17 protein-coding genes are annotated in these 16,900 nt (G+C 67.1%); 4 read left to right on the plus strand and 13 right to left on the minus strand.

The features are described from left to right. Positions 1 to 235: 235 nt before the first annotated feature. Positions 236 to 1,777: a type I restriction-modification system subunit M gene (locus EJ903_RS09305; protein ID WP_126614442.1), complete on the minus strand. Its 1,542-nt coding sequence runs from the start codon at positions 1,775 to 1,777 to the stop codon at positions 236 to 238. 186 nt (positions 1,778 to 1,963) lie between these two features. Then, entirely contained in the window at positions 1,964 to 2,098 is a 135-nt protein-coding gene (locus EJ903_RS27995; RefSeq protein WP_281274758.1) for a hypothetical protein, read from the minus strand. A 451-nt stretch (positions 2,099 to 2,549) separates the two neighbouring features. Between EJ903_RS27995 and EJ903_RS09310 the strand changes: the two genes are divergently transcribed. The 4 genes from EJ903_RS09310 to EJ903_RS09325 all read left to right on the plus strand — a co-directional run bounded on the left by EJ903_RS09310 (position 2,550) and on the right by EJ903_RS09325 (position 6,117). Continuing rightward, positions 2,550 to 3,713 (plus strand): muconate/chloromuconate family cycloisomerase, encoded by a 1,164-nt coding sequence (locus tag EJ903_RS09310; protein ID WP_246015390.1) that lies wholly within the window; start codon positions 2,550 to 2,552, stop codon positions 3,711 to 3,713. 4 nt (positions 3,714 to 3,717) lie between these two features. After that, the gene (gene catC, locus EJ903_RS09315; RefSeq protein WP_126614446.1) at positions 3,718 to 4,008 is read left to right on the plus strand and encodes a muconolactone Delta-isomerase; all 291 of its coding nucleotides are present in this window, start codon (positions 3,718 to 3,720) and stop codon (positions 4,006 to 4,008) included. A gap of 55 nt (positions 4,009 to 4,063) precedes the next feature. Further along, the gene (catA, locus tag EJ903_RS09320; protein WP_126614448.1) at positions 4,064 to 4,984 is read left to right on the plus strand and encodes a catechol 1,2-dioxygenase; all 921 of its coding nucleotides are present in this window, start codon (positions 4,064 to 4,066) and stop codon (positions 4,982 to 4,984) included. 152 nt (positions 4,985 to 5,136) lie between these two features. Beyond that, complete coding sequence (locus EJ903_RS09325) at positions 5,137 to 6,117, plus strand: AraC family transcriptional regulator (protein ID WP_126614450.1); 981 nt, start codon at positions 5,137 to 5,139, stop codon at positions 6,115 to 6,117. A 28-nt stretch (positions 6,118 to 6,145) separates the two neighbouring features. On the opposite strand, the gene EJ903_RS09330 is transcribed toward EJ903_RS09325, so the two are convergent. The 11 genes from EJ903_RS09330 to EJ903_RS09380 form a co-directional block, all read right to left on the minus strand. After that, complete coding sequence (locus EJ903_RS09330) at positions 6,146 to 6,847, minus strand: ABC transporter ATP-binding protein (protein WP_126614452.1); 702 nt, start codon at positions 6,845 to 6,847, stop codon at positions 6,146 to 6,148. Further along, positions 6,847 to 7,605 carry an ABC transporter ATP-binding protein gene (locus tag EJ903_RS09335; RefSeq protein WP_126614454.1) on the minus strand — a complete coding sequence of 253 codons (759 nt, stop codon included), beginning with the start codon at positions 7,603 to 7,605 and terminating at the stop codon, positions 6,847 to 6,849. Before EJ903_RS09335 ends, EJ903_RS09330 begins: the two co-directional genes overlap by 1 nt. Continuing rightward, on the minus strand, positions 7,598 to 8,575 hold the full coding sequence (locus tag EJ903_RS09340; RefSeq protein WP_126614456.1) for a branched-chain amino acid ABC transporter permease: 978 nt from the start codon (positions 8,573 to 8,575) through the stop codon (positions 7,598 to 7,600). The genes EJ903_RS09335 and EJ903_RS09340 overlap by 8 nt, the downstream gene beginning before the upstream one ends. Next, positions 8,572 to 9,501, minus strand: a complete 930-nt coding sequence (locus EJ903_RS09345; protein ID WP_126614458.1) for a branched-chain amino acid ABC transporter permease — start codon at positions 9,499 to 9,501, stop codon at positions 8,572 to 8,574. The genes EJ903_RS09340 and EJ903_RS09345 overlap by 4 nt, the downstream gene beginning before the upstream one ends. Positions 9,502 to 9,532: 31 nt before the next feature. Then, the gene (locus EJ903_RS09350) at positions 9,533 to 10,735 is read right to left on the minus strand and encodes an ABC transporter substrate-binding protein (RefSeq protein ID WP_174237273.1); all 1,203 of its coding nucleotides are present in this window, start codon (positions 10,733 to 10,735) and stop codon (positions 9,533 to 9,535) included. A gap of 129 nt (positions 10,736 to 10,864) precedes the next feature. Continuing rightward, positions 10,865 to 12,151, minus strand: a complete 1,287-nt coding sequence (locus EJ903_RS09355) for an NAD(P)/FAD-dependent oxidoreductase (protein ID WP_126614460.1) — start codon at positions 12,149 to 12,151, stop codon at positions 10,865 to 10,867. Between the two features lie 8 nt (positions 12,152 to 12,159). Next, on the minus strand, positions 12,160 to 12,474 hold the full coding sequence (andAb, locus tag EJ903_RS09360) for an anthranilate 1,2-dioxygenase ferredoxin subunit AndAb (protein ID WP_126614462.1): 315 nt from the start codon (positions 12,472 to 12,474) through the stop codon (positions 12,160 to 12,162). 66 nt (positions 12,475 to 12,540) lie between these two features. After that, on the minus strand, positions 12,541 to 13,014 hold the full coding sequence (gene andAd, locus EJ903_RS09365) for an anthranilate 1,2-dioxygenase small subunit AndAd (RefSeq protein ID WP_126614463.1): 474 nt from the start codon (positions 13,012 to 13,014) through the stop codon (positions 12,541 to 12,543). 5 nt (positions 13,015 to 13,019) lie between these two features. Next, entirely contained in the window at positions 13,020 to 14,294 is a 1,275-nt protein-coding gene (gene andAc / locus EJ903_RS09370; protein WP_126614465.1) for an anthranilate 1,2-dioxygenase large subunit AndAc, read from the minus strand. Between the two features lie 264 nt (positions 14,295 to 14,558). After that, positions 14,559 to 15,431 (minus strand): LysR family transcriptional regulator, encoded by an 873-nt coding sequence (locus EJ903_RS09375; protein WP_126614467.1) that lies wholly within the window; start codon positions 15,429 to 15,431, stop codon positions 14,559 to 14,561. Between the two features lie 142 nt (positions 15,432 to 15,573). Next, positions 15,574 to 16,875, minus strand: a complete 1,302-nt coding sequence (locus tag EJ903_RS09380; protein ID WP_126614469.1) for an MFS transporter — start codon at positions 16,873 to 16,875, stop codon at positions 15,574 to 15,576. Positions 16,876 to 16,900 lie beyond the last annotated feature (25 nt).

Below are 16,900 nucleotides of genomic sequence, written 5' to 3' on the forward strand. Positions count from 1 at the left end.
CGTCATGTTCGGCGAGCGTTTCTCAAAGGCGATGAGCGCCTGAGATTAAAACCCGCCCCGCCGAGCACGAAATTCCGGATAGTCCCCGTATCGCTCAGAAATTTCCCCTCTAGGTCAGATAGGTCTTTAGGCGTAGTCCATGGAATATCGCCATCCCAATACTCAGCAACTTCGCTCTTTGGCGTAGCTCCTCCGACAATACGAGCGCATTCTTTTAATGCAACGATAGGCCACGTCATCCCAGCATCGCCTCCAGCTTGCTCAGCCCGTCGCTGATGTCCGCCTCCAACCGCCGCAGATCGGCGATGATGGCGGCGGGGCTTTCGTGGGCGACCTCTTCGTGTTCCACCTGCTTGTAGCGGTTCAGCGACAGGTCATAGGTGCCGGTGGCGGCGATGTCGGCCTTGGGCACGCAAAAGCTCTGCGCCGTGCGCGGGTTGTTCCGTTCCGCGCCGTCACGCTCGGCCCAGCGGGCCAGCGCGTCGGGCAGGTTGTTCTTGTCATGATCGCCGGATTCCAGCGCCATGGCCGGGATCGGCCCCTGTTTTTCCGGGGGCAGCAGGTCGGCGCGCTTGTCATCCAGGCTGAAGCCATCGGCCTGGAGATCATAGAACCACACATGGTCGGTGCCGCCCACCCCGGTCTTGGTGAAGAACAGGATGGCGGTGGACACACCGGCGTAGGGGCGGAACACGCCCGACGGCAGTTTCAGCACCGCGTCCAGCTTGTGCCGTTCCACCAGCGTCTCGCGCAACGCCTTGTGCGCGGTGGACGATCCGAACAGCACGCCGTCCGGCACGATCACCGCCGCCCGCCCGCCGGTTTTCATCAGGCGCAGGAACAGGGCGATGAACAGCAGCTCCGTCTTCTTGGTCTTGACGATCTGCTGCAAATCCTTGGCCGTCTGTTCGTAATCCAGCGACCCGGCAAAGGGCGGGTTGGCCAGGATCAGGGAATAGCGCCCGGCGTCGCCGTCATGCTCCTGCGCCAGACTGTCGCGATAGCTGACATCCGGGTTTTCCACCCCGTGCAGCACCATGTTCATCGACCCGATGCGCAGCATGGTCGGATCGAAATCAAAGCCGTGGAACAGGCCGCTGTGGAAATGCCGACGCAGCCTCTCATCCCGGAACAGGGCCGGGTGTTTCCCCCGCAGATATTCGCCCGCCGCCACCAGGAAACCGCAGGTGCCCGCCGCCGGATCGCAGATCACATCCTGCGGCGTCGGTGCGGTCATCTCCACCATCAACTGGATGATGTGGCGCGGGGTGCGGAACTGGCCGTTCTGTCCGGCGCTGGCGATCTTGCCCAGCATGTACTCGTACAGGTCGCCCTTGGTGTCGCGATCCTCCATCGGGATCTTGTCCAGCAGGTCGACGGCCTTGGCCAGCAGGGCGGCGTTGGAAAAGCCCAGGCGCGCGTCGCGCATGTGCTCGCCATAGCTCGACCCCTCCTCCCCCATCTGGCGCAGGAAGGGGAACACGCGGTCGGCCACCACCTCCATCATGGCGCGGGCCTCGAAATTCCGGAAGCGCGACCAGCGCAGGTCCGACCAGTCACACCCCTGCGCATCCTGCCCATCGGGGAAGATGCGCCGTTCCATCGGGATGCCCAGATTGGCGGCCTTGTTCTCCTCCAGCGTGTGCAGATCGTCCAGCCGCTTGATGAACAGCAGGTAGGTGATCTGTTCGATCACCGACAATGGGTTCGACACCCCGCCCGACCAGAAGGCGTTCCAGATTTGATCGACCTTGTTCCGAATGTCACCCGTCAGCATGCCGCCTCTGCACCCATTGGAAGATTTGCCCGCCATCGGTTTCTAGCATAGCCAATCCCCAAAAGGGTGCGTGATCCTTTTTCTGCAATCGCACGAAGTATGGATGGCGGGGCATGGATGGCGGGCATGTCGACCGGATCGGGTCGGCCCGCACACCGCCGCCGGACACCGCTGCGTCACCGCCGGTCAGGACGGTTGCGGGGCGTCGGCCAGGGGCGCGGGCTGGCCCGAAGGCGGCACCGGCGCCGCCGCCGGAGGCGGTTCGCTGGGGGTGGGGTGGGGCGGATGGGTGGGGCCGGTGACAACATCGAAATCGAACATGGGAACCTCCTCGTGTGGAAAACGAGGCCGCCCCGCGATCCGTTTGGGATCCGTCCTGATTTGGATTGAATGCCGTACCGCCGGGTACACAACACGAAAGCCGCCTCAAGGACTTGGGGCGGCTTCGGGATGGGGCAACGTGTGCGCGATCCTAGGCCGCCGGGTTAAACCAGCGGCCAAAATATCGGGACAGGCCCGAAGACGAGAGGATGAGCGCGTGTTGCATGGGCGAACCCTAACCCAGCCGGTGGGCGTTTGCCAAGCGATTCTTGCCCTGGGGCGAACCGTGCGGCGAACAGGGCTTCCTCCTCCACCGGCCCACCCGCAAGGCTCCATACCTGTTGGGTATTGATTTCGGATGCAAACGGTCTTGGACGCCCACAAATCCCTGCGGCAATCTCGCGACGGATCAATCGACAATCCGCACCACACAGCGATCGGGGACAGCGTCGTGACGACAATCGAGCGGGTTGAAACCTTCATTCTGGATCTGCCCACCATCCGCCAGCATGTGTTGGCGATGGCGACGATGAAGACGCAATCCGTCGTTCTGGTCCGCATCACCGCGTCCGACGGCGTGGTCGGCTGGGGCGAGGGGACGACCATCGGCGGTCTGAGCTATGGCGAGGAGTCGGTGGAGGGGATGGCGCTGGCCATCGACACCTACATGACCCCGCTGCTGATCGGGCTGGACGCCGACGCGGTCGGCGCGGCGATGGCGCGGGTCGGGGTGTTCGTCCAGGGCAACAACACCGCCAAATGCGCGGTCGAAACCGCGTTGCAGGACGGTGCCGCCCGGCGGTTGGGCGTGCCGCTGTCCAGCCTGTTCGGCGGGCGGGTGCGCGACCGCATGGCCTGCGCCTGGACCCTGGCCAGCGGCCAATCCGATCTGGACATCGCCGAGGCCGAACGGCTGCTCGACGCCCGCCGCCACAACATTTTCAAGCTGAAGATCGGCAAGCGCGCGCTGGCCGACGACATCGCCCACATCGCCGCGATCAAGCGCGCGCTGGGCAACCGCGCCAGCGTCCGGGTGGACGTCAACCAGGCCTGGAGCGTGACGGAGGCCCGGCGCGGGCTGGCCGCCCTGGCCGACGCCGGGGCCGATCTGGTCGAACAGCCGGTGCGCCGCCAGCATCTGGCCGCGCTCGCCCAACTGACACGGGATTTCCCCATCGCGGTGATGGCCGACGAAATCCTGCGCGGGCCGGAGGACGCCTTTCGCGTGGCGGCGGCGGGCGGGGCGGATGTCTTTTCCGTCAAGCTCTCGCAATCGGGCGGCGTCGGCCCGGCGGCCAAGGTCGCCGCCATCGCCGAGGCCGCCGGGATCGGCCTGTATGGCGGGACCATGATCGAAACCGGGGTGGGCACGGCGGCGGCGGCCCAGCTTTTCGCCACCGTCCCCCGGCTGGACTGGGGAACCGAGCTGTTCGGCCCCCTGCTGTTCACCGACGAGCTGTTGACCGCGCCCCTGCGGTACGAGGATTTCACCCTGATCGTGCCGGACGGGCCGGGCATCGGGGTGGACATCGACCCCGCGCGGCTGGACGATCTGCGCCGAGACCGGCGGCGCTCCGTCCATGTCGCGCGGGCCACCACCCACGCGGGAGAGTGACCCCATGCTGTTTCATGTGACGATGACCGTGCGCCTGCCCGCCGACATGCCGCCGGACGTCGCGGCCGATCTGAAGGCGCGGGAAAAGACGCTCGCCGCCGATCTGCAACGGGCGGGCAAATGGCGTCACCTGTGGCGGGTGGCCGGGCAATACGCCAACGTCAGCGTGTTCGACGTCGCCGACAACGGCGAGCTGCACGATCTTCTGATCGGCCTGCCGCTGTTCCCCTACATGGACATCGCGGTGACGCCGCTGTGCCGACACCCCTCCTCGGTGCGCGACGGCGACGCCTGACCGCCCACCATCCCAACAATCAAAAGCAAGCGACCCCCTAGGGAGACTCCAAGCCATGCAAGCCAAGGACATCGACGCGCTGCTGACCCGTTTCGCCCAGCCGACGGAGGGCAAGACGCCCAACCCGCGCGTCAAGGCCATCGTCGACCGGATCGTCCGCGACCTGTTCCACACGATGAACGATTTCGATGTGACCCCCGATGAGTTTTGGGCCGCCTGCAACTATCTGACCGAGCTGTGCAAGGGCAACGAGATCGGGTTGCTGGCTCCGGGGTTGGGCTTCGAGCATTTCATCGATTTGCAGGTGGAGGAGCGCGAGGCCGCCGCCGGTCTGAACGGCCACGGAACCCCGCGCACCATCGAAGGCCCGCTGCACGTCGTCGGCGCGCCGGAGTTCGAGGGCAACGCCCGCATCGACGACGGTCTGGACACCGAGGCCGAGCCGCTGTTCATGTCCGGGACCGTGCGCGACGGGACCGGCAAGCCGATTCCCCACGCGGTGGTGGAGGTCTGGCACGCCAACAGCATGGGCAATTATTCGATCTTCGACAGCTCGCAAACCCCGTTCAACAACCGGGGCACGATCAAGACCGGGGCCGATGGCCGCTATGCCTTCCGCTCGATCATGCCGTCGGGCTACGCCTGCCCGCCGGGCAGCCGCACGCTGTTCCTGCTGGATCTGCTGGGCCGCCACGGTGCCCGCCCGGCCCACATCCACTTTTTCGTCAGCGCGCCGGGTTATCGCAAGCTGACCACCCAGATCAACATCCAGGGCGATCCGCTGATCGACGACGATTTCGCCTTCGCCACCCGCGATGGTCTGGTCCCGGAGTTGCGCCACGTCAGCGATCCGACGGCGATGGAGGCCCGTGGCGTCGATCGGCCCTTTGCCGAGATCGCCTTTGATTTCCGGCTGGTCGAGGCGCGCGACGGCCTGCCGAGCGATCTGGTGGACCGTCCGCGCGTGGCCGCCTGATCCCCTGCCTGTTCCGGCACAGCCGAACCCCGCCCATCCGGCGGGGTTCGGTCGTTTCCACTCCCCGCAAGAGGCTGCTGCCAACCGGTCCATTTTTTGCTTAGACTCCTCATTGTTGCGAAGACCGTTCCCATCCCAGAGGATGCGCTGTCATGGCCCTGAATCCCGCTCTTCACGCTCAAAACGCGTCCGCGCTGCGCCTGTGCCGTGTGTTCGAAACGCCGGATCTGGACGACGCGCGCGAGCGGATTTCCAAGGTGATGCAGCCGCACACGCTGGTGGCGGGTGGGCGGCGGGGCGGCCGGTCCTCGCACATGGATTTCCTCAAGATGAAGGGCATGGGGATCGGCACGATCCAGTTTGGCGAGGCGTCGATCACCGTGCCGCCGCTGGATGACTATTATCTGGCCATTCTCTGCCTCAGCGGCAGCGCGGAAATCCGCATGGGACGCGACAGCTACGCGGTGGATCACGCCAACGGCGTGTTTTGCGCGCCGGGCAGCGCCATCGCCGGGCGCTTCTCCCCCGATTGCGAACAGCTGGTGCTGAAGATCGACCGCCAGCGCTTCGCCGCCTTCACCGGCCCGCGTCCGGTGCGGCTGGGCGCGCGGCTCGACCTGCGCAGCCCGCGCCTGACGCCGTGGCTGGTGGCGCTGCGCAGCGTCATCGGCGATCCCGACACCGTGCGCCTGATCCAAAGCGACCCGCTGGTCGCCGCCGAATACGAGCAATTGGTGCTGCGCCTGTTCCTGGCCGGGCAGGAGGAGGCCGACGCGCGCGAGCGGTCGGATCGGGTTTCGGGCGCGCGCCCGGCCTCGGTGCGGCGGGCCATCGCCTTTTTGCAGGAGAACGCCAGCGCGGCCATCACCCTGGCCGACATCGCCCAGGCCGCCGGGGTGCCGGAACGCACGCTGCACGATTCCTTCAAGCGCTTTGAAGGGGTCAGCCCGCTGCGCTATCTGCGCGATCTGCGGCTGGACGAGGTGCAGCGGCGGCTGCGCGCGGGTGATGAGGCCAACGTGACGACCATCGCCTTCAACGCCGGTTTCACCCATCTGGGTCGCTTTGCCCAGGAGTATGCCGAACGGTTTGGCGAACGCCCGTCCGACACACTGCGCCGCGCGCGCGGGTGAGGCGCGCGCGGCGAGGGGGAGCGCCTTCTCACATGTGCAGATAGGCGCTTTGCACGTCGTCGGCCTGTTTCAGCGCGTCGCTGCTGCCGCTCCACACCGTGCGGCCCTTTTCGATGACCGCGCAGTTGTCGGCCAGTCGCAGCACCGCCGACAGGTTCTTGTCCACCAGCAGGATGGACAGCCCTTCCCGTTTCAGGATGTCGAGCACCGCCCAAATCTCGCCCCGGATCACCGGGGCCAACCCCTCGGTCGCCTCGTCCAGGATCAGCAGGCGGGGGTTGGTCATCAGCGCCCGGCCGATGGCGAGCATTTGCTGTTCGCCGCCCGACAGGCGGTTGCCCAGATTGCGTCGGCGCTCCTTCAGCCGGGGGAACAGGTCCCACACCGCTTCCAGCGTCCAGCGCGCCGGGCCATCGCCGGGCGCGGCGGCGGTGGCGACAAGGTTTTCCTCCACCGTCAGGGTGGGGAAGATCTGGCGGCCTTCCGGGACCAGCCCCACCCCCAGCCGGGCGACGCGGTGGGAGGGCAAACGGCTGGTGTCCCGGCCGTCCAGGGTGACGACCCCGCCCCAGCGGGGAATCATCCCCATCAGGGCGGAAATGGTGGTGGTCTTGCCCATGCCGTTGCGGCCCAGCAGGGCCAGCACCTGTCCGGCCTGGATGGACAGCGACACGTCGAACAGAACCTGGCTCTGGCCGTAACCGGCGGTGAGATGATCGATGTTCAGCATCACGCCAACGCGTCCTCTCCAAGATAGGCGGTGCGGACCTCCGGGTGGCTGCGGATCTCGTCCACCGTGCCGGTGACGATGATGCGGCCATAGACCAGAACGGAAATGCGGTCGGCCAGCGCGAACACGGCCTGCATGTCGTGCTCCACCAGCAGGATGCCGTAGCGGCGGCGCAGGTCGCGCAGGATGCCGATCAGCCGGTCGGTCTCCTCCGGCCCGGCTCCGGCCAGCGGTTCGTCCAGCAGCAGCAGGCGGGGATTCATCGCGATGGCGATGGCCAACTCAAGCTGGCGTTTCTCGCCGTGCGACAGGGCGGCGGCGGGGGTGCCGGCCACCCGCCCCAGCCCGACGGTGTCCAGCGCGGCGCGGGCCTCGTCGTTCAGGGCCGTTTCGGCGCTGACCGGTCGCAGGAAGCGGAAGGAGGAGCCGCTGCGCGCCTGCACCGCGAGCGCGACGTTGTCCAGCGCGGTGAAGCCGGGAACGACGCTGGTGATCTGGAAGCTGCGCGCCAGCCCCAGCCGGGCGCGGCGTTCAAACGGCAGGGCGGTCACGTCGCGCCCGACAAAGCGGATGCTTCCGCGATCCGGGCGCAGGGTTCCGCTGATCTGGTGGATGAGCGTGGTCTTGCCCGCCCCGTTGGGGCCGATGATCGCGTGGATCTCCCCCGGTCGAACGGTCAGCGACAGGTCGGAGGTGACGGCCAGCGCGCCAAAGCTTTTGCACAGCCCGTTCAACTCCAGCAAGGGTTCGTCAGGCATTGGCGTTTCTCCGGGTCCAGGGCAGGAGGCGCAGGGCGGCGCGCGTGCGTGGGATCACGCCGATCAGGCCGCCATGCAGGAACAGAACCGACAGAACCAGCAGCGGCCCGAACACCAGCCGCCAATAGACCAGCAGGTGCGACAGCCATTCCTCCAGCAGCACGATGGCCAGCGCGCCCAGGATCGCCCCGCTCAACGAACCGACCCCGCCCAGGATGACCATGAACATCAGCTCGCCCGACCGGGTCCAGGACAGCAGCGCGGGGGAGACGAACTCCGACGCGTTGGCCAGCAAGGCCCCGGCCAGACCGCTGACCGCCCCCGCCAGCGTGTAGGCGACCAGCCGGTAGGGGTAGGGCTGGAACCCCACCGCCAGAACCCGTTGCGGGTTCTCCTTGGCCGCGCGCAGCACCCGGCCGAAACGGCTGGCCAGCAGCCGCGAACAGCCCAGCCACACCAGCGCCAGCAGGGCCAGGCACAGGAAATGGAAGGTCAGGCGGTTGTCGAGAATCCGCGCTCCCAGCCATTCGGTGCGGGCGTAGAGCGTGTATCCGTCGTCACCCCCCAGGCTGGAGAAGGAGGACGCGGTGAAAAAGGCCATCTGGCCAAAGGCCAAGGTGATCATGATGAAATGCACGCCGCTGGTGCGCAGCGACACCGCCCCGGTGACGAGGGCGAAAAGGGCCGCCGCCGCGATGGCCGCCGGGAAGACGATCACCCCCTCGCTGACGCCCGCCGCGTCGAAGGCGACGACGGTGTAGGCCCCCACCCCCATCATCGCGGCGTGGCCCAGACTGACCAGCCCGGCCCCGCCGATCAACAGCGACAGGCTGACCGCCGCCATCCCCAGGATCATCGCGCGGGCCAGCAGGCTGAGGGCGAAGCCGTCGCCAAAACCCAGGAAGGGGGCCGCCGCCAGCGCCAGCAGCGCGGCCAGCGGCAGGCTGTGCGTGCGAAGTTGGCCGATCATGCGCGCGCCCCCGGAAACAGCCCCGCCGGGCGGAAGAAGAGAATGCCCGCCATCGCGATGTAGACGAGCATGGAGGCCAGCGCCGCCCCGGTCTGCCGCGCGGCGGACGGATCCAGCACCAGCCGCAGCGCGTCCGGCAGCATGGCCCGCCCGATGGTGTCGAGCAGCCCGACCAGCAGCGCGGCGATGAAGGCCCCCCGGATCGACCCGACGCCGCCGATCACGATGACGACGAAGCACAGGATCAACACGGTGTCGCCCATGCCCGGAGCCACCGGAAAGATCGGGCTGGCCAGCGCTCCGGCGAATCCCGCCAGCATCGCGCCAAAGGCAAAGACGACGGTGAACAGGCGGCGGATGTCCACCCCCAGCGCGGCCACCATCGCCGGGTGGGTTGCCCCCGCCCGCACCAGCATCCCCGCCCGCGTCCGTTCCACCAGAAACCACAGCAGCAGCGGAACCACCACGCCGACGCCGATGATGATGAGCCGGTAGGTGGGGTAGAGCAGACCGCCGACGATCTCCACCCCGCCCAGCGGCCCGCCGGTCAGGGCTGTCGGCTCCAGCACGGTTTGCGGGGCGCTGCCCCACAACGCGCGCGTCGCCTCCTCCACCGTCAGGATGACGCCGAAGGTGGCGAGCACCTGACTGAGATGGTCGCGGCGGTAGAGATGCCGGAACACCAGCCATTCCAGCGCCAGACCGACCAGCAGCGCCACCGGCAACGCCAGCAGCGCGCCCAGCCAGAAACTGCCGGTCCACACCCCCAGCGTGGCGGCAACATAGGCCCCCAGCATGTATTGGACCCCATGGGCCAGATTGATGAGGTCCATGACGCCGAACACCAGACTGAGTCCGGCGGCCACCAGAAACAACAACACCCCGAATTGCAGGCCGTTCAGCGCCTGCACGAGCAGCATCGACATGGCAAAGCCCCCTTGTCCGTCGGTCGGCGCGTCACCCCATCCGGCAGGCGGCGGCGTAGCTGTCGGTGTCGGCGGTCAGCACCTTGCGCACGGTTTCGGTCTGGAACTTGCCGTCGGGCCGCTTGGCGACCTTGCACAGCCAGAAATCCTGAATCGGGAAGTGGTTGGTCCCCAGCCGCAGCGCCCCGCGCACCGATGGGAATTCCCCGCTTTCCAGTGCGGCGCGCAGGGCGGGCTTGTTGGCGACGTCGCCCTTGGTCTTGCGGATCGCCGCGTCCAGCATGTGGGCGGCGTCATAGGCGTGGGCGGCGAAGTTCGACGGGACATAGCCATAGGCGGCCTCGAACTCCTGCACGAAACGGCGGCTGTGCGGGTTGTCCACATTAGGCGCCCAGGTGGCGGCGGTGAAGAAATCCAGCGCGGCGTCGCCCTGCGCGGGCAGGGTCGATTCATCGACGGTGAAGGTGGACAGGAAGGGAATGCCCGCCAACCCGGCCTGGCGGTACTGCCGCACCAGATTGACGCCCAGCGCGCCGGGCATGAAGGTGAAGATGGCGTCGGGCTTGGCGGCGGCGATCTTGGTGATCTCGGTCGAAAAATCGAGCTGGCTCAGCGGAACATAGATTTCGTCCACCACCTCGCCCTTGTAGCGGCTGCGGAACCCGGCCACCGCGTCCTTGCCCGCCTGATAGTTCGGAACCAGCACGAAGACCCGCTTGTACCCGGCGTCCTGGGCGGCCTGCCCCATCGCCGCGTGCGGCTGGTCGTTCTGATAGGCGCTGCTGAACAGGAAGGGGTTGCAGCCCTTGCCCGCCACGGTGGACGGCCCGGCGTTGGCGGTGATGAGGAAGGTGTTGCTTTCCGTCACCGGCCGGACGATGGCCTGCAACATGTTGCTGAAGACAACGCCGACCACCGCGTCCACCTTGTCGCGCTCCAGCGCCGCGCGCACTTTCGACACGGCGACGTCGGGTTTCAGCTCGTCGTCGATCACCAGCGTTTCCACCGCGCGGCCGCCCAACTGGTTGCCCAGCCGCGTCACCCCGGCGAGCCAGCCGTCGCGCAGATGGGTGCCGAGCGCGGCCCCCGGACCCGACAGCGTGGCGACGAAGGCGATCTTCACCGCCGGGCTTTGCGCGCGCAGGATCGACGGGGTGAAACCAAAACCTCCGGCGGCCACGGTGGCGGCGGTCGTGGTGAGAAAGCGGCGGCGGTTGATCGGGTGATCGTTCATCGTGATTGTCCCTGTGTTCGGATGTGTTTGGGGCACACGCCCCCCGCCCGGCTTTGGCGTCCGTGTCTCTGGCGGCGCACCGGTTGTGTGGGGAGCGTTTCGGTGGGGCCGGCGCGTGGCCGGAAACGGTCAGCGCGTTGGTTGGCGGTCGGGGTTCGGGCGGCTGGGCAGGCGTTGCACCGGGATGGTGGTGTCGGCCCAGGCGTCGGGGTCCGGCGCGTGGCCGTCCTCCAGCATCTTGCGCAGCACCCGCAGGTCGCGGGCGGCGTTGACGGCCACCGCCCCCACCGCGCGCCCGGCAGCGTCCAGCATCAGCCAACAGCCGCTTCCGGTTTCCGGTGCGCCACGGGGCAGGGCGTTGGTCCCCTGACCGGGCAGCCCCAGCATCTGGATGTTGAGCCCGTACTGGTCGGACCAGAACCACGGAACCTCGGCGTACCGCGCCGTTCCGCCCAGGGCCGCCTTGGCGGCGACGATGGCCTGATTTTGGGCGTTGGCCCAGGATTCCAGGCGCAGGGTGGCCCCGGCAAAGCCGTTGGGATGGCGGGCGACGTCCCCGGCGGCGAACACGCGCGGGTCGGAGGTGCGGCCCTGCGCGTCCACGACGATGCCGTCGTCGAGTTCCAGCCCCATGGCGGCGGCCAAGCCGACCTCCGGCTCGATGCCGATGCCGACCAGGGCAAGGTCGCCCGCCACCGTCTCGCCGTTCGCCAGGGTCGCGGTGACGCCGGTCGCCGTGGCGGCCAGGGCGGACACCCCGACGCCCGTCACCACCCGCACCCCGTGGGAGTCGTGCAGTGCCCGCAGCCAGTCGGACACCACCGGCGGCATGGTGCGGGCGCACAGGCGCGGGGCGGCCTCCACCACCGTCACCGCCAGCCCCAGTTTGCGGGCGGTGGCGGCCACCTCCAGCCCGATCCAGCCGCCGCCCAGCACCAACAGCCGCTCGGCCCCGCCCAGCGCCGCCCGCAACCGTTCGGAATCGGCCAGGGTGCGCAGGGTGTGGATGCGCTCCGACGGCGTGGACTCCAGGCCGGGGATGCGCCGCACCCGCCCGCCGGTGGCGAGATACAGCGTGTCATAGGTCACGGTCCGCCCGTCGGCGGTGGTGACGAGGCGGCGCTCCCGGTCCACCGACACCACCGGATGGCCCAGCCAGCATTCGATCCCGGCGCTGGCGGCCAGATCGGCCCCCAACAGGGTGATGGCCTCGACGCTGCCGGTTCCTTGCAGAAACTCCTTGGACAAGGCGGGGCGTTCGTAGGGCCAGCGCGGTTCGTCACCGATCAGCACCAGCCGCCCGGCAAAGCCCTCCGTCCGCAGGGTGCGGGCGATCCAGGCGGCGGCCTGCCCGCCACCGATCACGACATGGGTGGAGGTTGGGGAGTGGGTGGAGGCTGGGAGTTCACTGTCCATGATCGGCCTCAGCCCCCCAGCGCGACTTCAACGCGGTCGCCGACCACCCGCACGGGGTAGCTGCGCACCGCTTCGGTGATGGGGGCGGAGCGGGGCGCGCCGTTGCGGATGTCGATCAGGCCCTGGTGCAGCGGGCATTCGACGCAGCCGTTTTCGACGAAACCGTCGGACAGCCGGGCCGCCCCGTGGGAACAGAGATCGTGCAGGGCGAAAAATGCGCCCTCCTGCCGGAACAGGGCGACCGGCACACCGGCGATGCAAAGCGCCATCACCTCGTCATCGCCCAGGGCGTCGGTGGCGGCGGCGTCGTGCCATTCGGCCATGGTTGGGGACTCCTTGTGGGTCACGGATCGGGGTGGGTCACGGATCGGGCGGTCGATCCGGTGCGCTCAGATCGGGTAGGCCAGCAGGGTTTGCACCCGGCTGGTGTCGTAGACGCAGCGCTTGGATTTGAAGCGCAGCCCGTCCGGCGTGCGGACGACGTGGTCGAGGTAGCGCCCGGCCTGGAACACTGTGGATTCCCCCGCCGCCGAGGTGTTGATGACCACATAGCTGGTCTGGCAGCGGTAGCCGTCGGCCCCGTCGCCGGTCCATTCCAGGCCCGACAGGCAATGGCGGTAGACCGGCTGTTCGAAGATGTTGGCGTTGCGCAGGGCGACCACCCGGTCGCGCAGCATGCGGGCGTTGTCGCAATGCATGATCGGGGCGGGCAGGCCCAGATCCTCGTTCTCCTTCGAGATGATCTGATACAGACAATCCTCGGTGAACAGGGTCGGCCATTCCTCCATCCGGTCGTTGTCGATGATGGAGACGTAGCGGTCCTGGAGCGCGCTCAATTCCAGGCGGGTCATCAGGTCGTTCATGCCGGTCACTCCGCCGCGACGCTGGGCGTGTCAAAGCCCATCAAATGTTGGTAGCCGACCCAGAAACGCCGGATCAGGTTTTCGGTGATGAGGGTGTTCTGTTCCTCCGGGGCGGAGCGGGCCATTTCAATGACGGAGGTCTTGTGACCGTCGCGCACCGTGCCGCGCTGGACCAGTTCGGTCGCCTCGGTGTCTTCCATCGAGATGTAACCGGCCGGGCCGACGAGATTGGCCTGCTTGATCCGCAGCGCCCGCATCTCCGGCGTGTCGTCCTCATAGCCGAAGAAGTGGAAGACCAGCTCGAAATGGTCCGGTCCCTTGGGCAGCAATTGGCGGGCGACGAGCGTGTTGTGGATCTGCTGGATGACCAGTTGCGGGAAGATCGGCTGGATGTGGTTGGTGGTGATCTCCTCAAACTCCGGCTCCAGCGCCAGCAGCGAGTCATCCTCCAGATGGAAACCCTCGTCGTAGGAGCGGATTTTCTGCGCCTTGTAATCGGCGGAGTTCACATCCTCCTCGCTTTTCGACACATAGATGATGCTGTGCAGCCCGTGGGTGGCGTCGGGGATGCAGCGCGCCTTCATGCCGACGCGGAAGATGTTGAAGGTGGTGTGGAACAGGTGCAGCAGGCTGGCGTGGTAGGGGTCCTTGACGTTTTCGAAATACAGCTTCCAATTGCTGTCCGAATATTGCCGGGTGCAGCCCAGATAGACGACCGGCTTTGAGAAGATGCGGTCGATGAAGGGGCGCATTTCCGCGCCGATGTAGTCGGCCAGCGGGCCGACGCTGTCGCTGAAGGTGGCGAAGACCAGACCGCGATAGCTCTCCACCCGCAACTGATGCAGGTTGTGCTTGGTCGGGTCGAAATCCTTCGGCATGCCGGTGGCCCCCTTCTGGCCGCGCCGAAACGGAACGCCCTGAAGATTGCCCGCCGCGTTGAAGCTCCACTGGTGATAGACGCAGCTGTGCGACAGCGCGTTGCCGCGCGCCTTGCGGCAGACCATCGCCCCACGGTGGGAGCAGCGGTTGACCCAGGCGGCCAGCCCGCCATCCTCGGTGCGGGTCATCACGACCGGCGTGTCACCGACGAAGGTGCTCTTGTAATCGCCCACCTTGGGGATTTCCGCCTCAAGACCCAGAAAGTTCCAGGTCGGGCCGCGATAGATGCGCTCCTGCTCCAGCGCGTAAATCTCTTCGGAACTGAACACCGTGTAGGGAACACGGGACCCATCGGGATTGGGGAACACGGCCAGACGGCCTTCGGCGCATTGCTCAGTCATCAAGCTTTTCCTCTGACCCTGGATGGTCACGGGACATCGACCACCCTCCAGACCGGAAAAGCTTGGCAGAGGAGCGGCGGGGCGGACTATCCGCTGCGCGCATCCGGGTCCCGGCGTTATCCGAAAAACGCAACAATCGCCAAATGGAAATCCACAATTTCAATGCAGATATAAGCGTTGCCAAAAGAAAGCGCAGGGGATGAATGGATTTTGCTCAAGTCGCTGAAATATTGAGCTGCAGTGCAGCAAGGACAATTTTTGATCTCACTCCTCGACCATCGCCAACAGCGCGGCGGTTGCCTCGTTGTCATCGCCAGCGCGCGTGCTGACGATCATCGGCGAGGTGACGCCGGCGTCGGCGATGGGTCGGTAAATCAGATCGGCGCGCGACACCGACGCGGTTTCCGGGACCAGACACAGCCCGACCCCGCAGGCGACCAGCCCCAGCGCGGTTTGCAATTCCCCCGCCTCCACCACCGCGCTGGGCAGCAGATCGCGGTCGCGGAACAGCGCCAGCACCTGATCGGCGTAGCTGGGCCGGGGTTTGCGCGGGTAGACCAGCAGGGTTTCGCCCAGCAGGGCGGCCAGCGGCACCGGCCCGCTGTCGGTGGCGAGCGGGGACTCGCAGGACACCGCAACCACCAGCGGTTCGTCGCGCAACACCCGCTGGGCGATGCCGGATTCCTGGAAGGACAGCCGCCCGAAACCGACGGCGATGCGGTGGTCGCGCAAGGCGGGCAACTGTTCCAGCGTCGTCATTTCGATCAGGCGCACATCCAGATCGGGGCGGGAGGCGCGGAAGCGGCGCAGCACGCGCGGCAGCGACCCGTAAATGATCGAACCGACGAAGCCGATGGGATAGACGGTGCGGCGCGATCCACCCAGCGCCCGCAGGCTCCAATGAATCTCGTCCACCCGGTCCAGCACCTGCACGGCGTGCTCGTACAGCAGGCGTCCGGCCTCGGTCAGCTCCAGCGGGCGGGATCCACGCACCAGCAGTTCGGCCCCGACCTCCTCCTCCAACTGGCGGATCTGGCGGCTCAGGGGCGGTTGGGCGATGTGCAGCCGCTCCGCCGCGCGGGTGAAGCTGCGCTCCGCCGCCACCATCTGGAAATAGCGCAAATGCCGCAGTTCCATTCGCGCACCCATCGCCGCTTGTCGTTGTCGTGGAGCCACTTTGCCCGCAAAAGCGCGGATTCGCCAAGCTCCGCGCCTGCGTCGCGGATGCGCTCCATGCGGTGACGGTGACGGGGCACCGCCACCGCATGGAGATCGGGCGTCAGTGCTGGATCGCGGGTTCGGCGGCCTCCGCCTTCCGGCCCGCGCGGGCCAGCAGCAGGGTCAGGGCGGCCGACAACACCAGCAACCCGGCGACGAAATACAGCCCGCCCAGATAGCTGCCGGTCGTGTCCTTGATCCAACCGATCATCGTCGGGCCGACGAAGCCGCCCAGATTGCCGATGGAGTTGATCGTGGCGATGCCCGCCGCCGCCGCCGATCCCGACAGGAACAGGGTGGGCATGCTCCACAGCGGCGGCTTGGCGGAGCTGATGCCGATGTTGACCAGCGTCAGCGCGGCCAGCACGGTGACGACCGTCGTGGCGTATCCGGCGAAGGCCAACCCCGCCGCCGCGACCAGACAGGCCAACACCACATGCCAGGTCCGTTCGCCGGTGCGGTCGGAATGGCGCGCCCACAGCACCATGGCACCAACCGCGACGATGGCGGGAATCGCGTTCAGGAAACCAACCTGCATCGAAGTGAGGCCAAACTCCTTGATGATCTGCGGCGACCAGATGCCCAGCGTGTAGAGACCGGCCGAGGTGCCGAAATACACCAGGGACAGCGCCAGCACCCGCAGATCGGCCAGACCGCGCCACACGCTGTGGCTGGCGGCGGACGCCTTGCCCGCGTTTTCGGCGGCCATCGCGGCGATCAGCCAGTTGCGCTCCTCCGCGTCCAGCCAATCGGCCTTCTCGGGCCGGTCAGTCATATAGACCAGGACCACGCCGCCCAGCAGCACCGCCGGAACCGCTTCGATCAGGAACATCCACTGCCACCCGGCCAGCCCCATCAGCCCGTGCATCTCCAGCAGCGCCCCGGAGATCGGTGATCCCAAGGCGGTGGACAGCGGGGCGGCGGCCATGAAGATCGCGGTCACGGCGGCGCGGCGGCGGGCCGGAAACCAATAGCTGAGATACAGGATGATGCCGGGAAAGAACCCGGCCTCCGCCACACCCAGCAGGAAGCGCAGGATGTAAAAGCTGGTGCTGCCCTGCACGAAGGCCATCCCGGCCGACACGATCCCCCACGTCACCATGACGCGGGCGATCCAGATCCGCGCGCCCACCTTGTGCAGGATCAGGTTGGACGGCACTTCGAACAGGAAATAGCCCAGAAAGAAAATCCCGGCCCCGAAACCGAAGACCGCCGGTGAAAATCCCAAATCCTTGTTCATCGTCAGTGCGGCAAAGCCAATGTTCACACGATCAATGAATGCGATGAAATAGAGCAGCATGATGAAAGGAATGATGCGCCAAGACACCTTGCGCATGACACGCGTTTCGAGCGCGCTGTCCATTGCACGTCTCCCTCAAATTGTCGTT

This window comes from Azospirillum griseum (genome assembly GCF_003966125.1).
Classification (GTDB): domain Bacteria; phylum Pseudomonadota; class Alphaproteobacteria; order Azospirillales; family Azospirillaceae; genus Azospirillum; species Azospirillum griseum.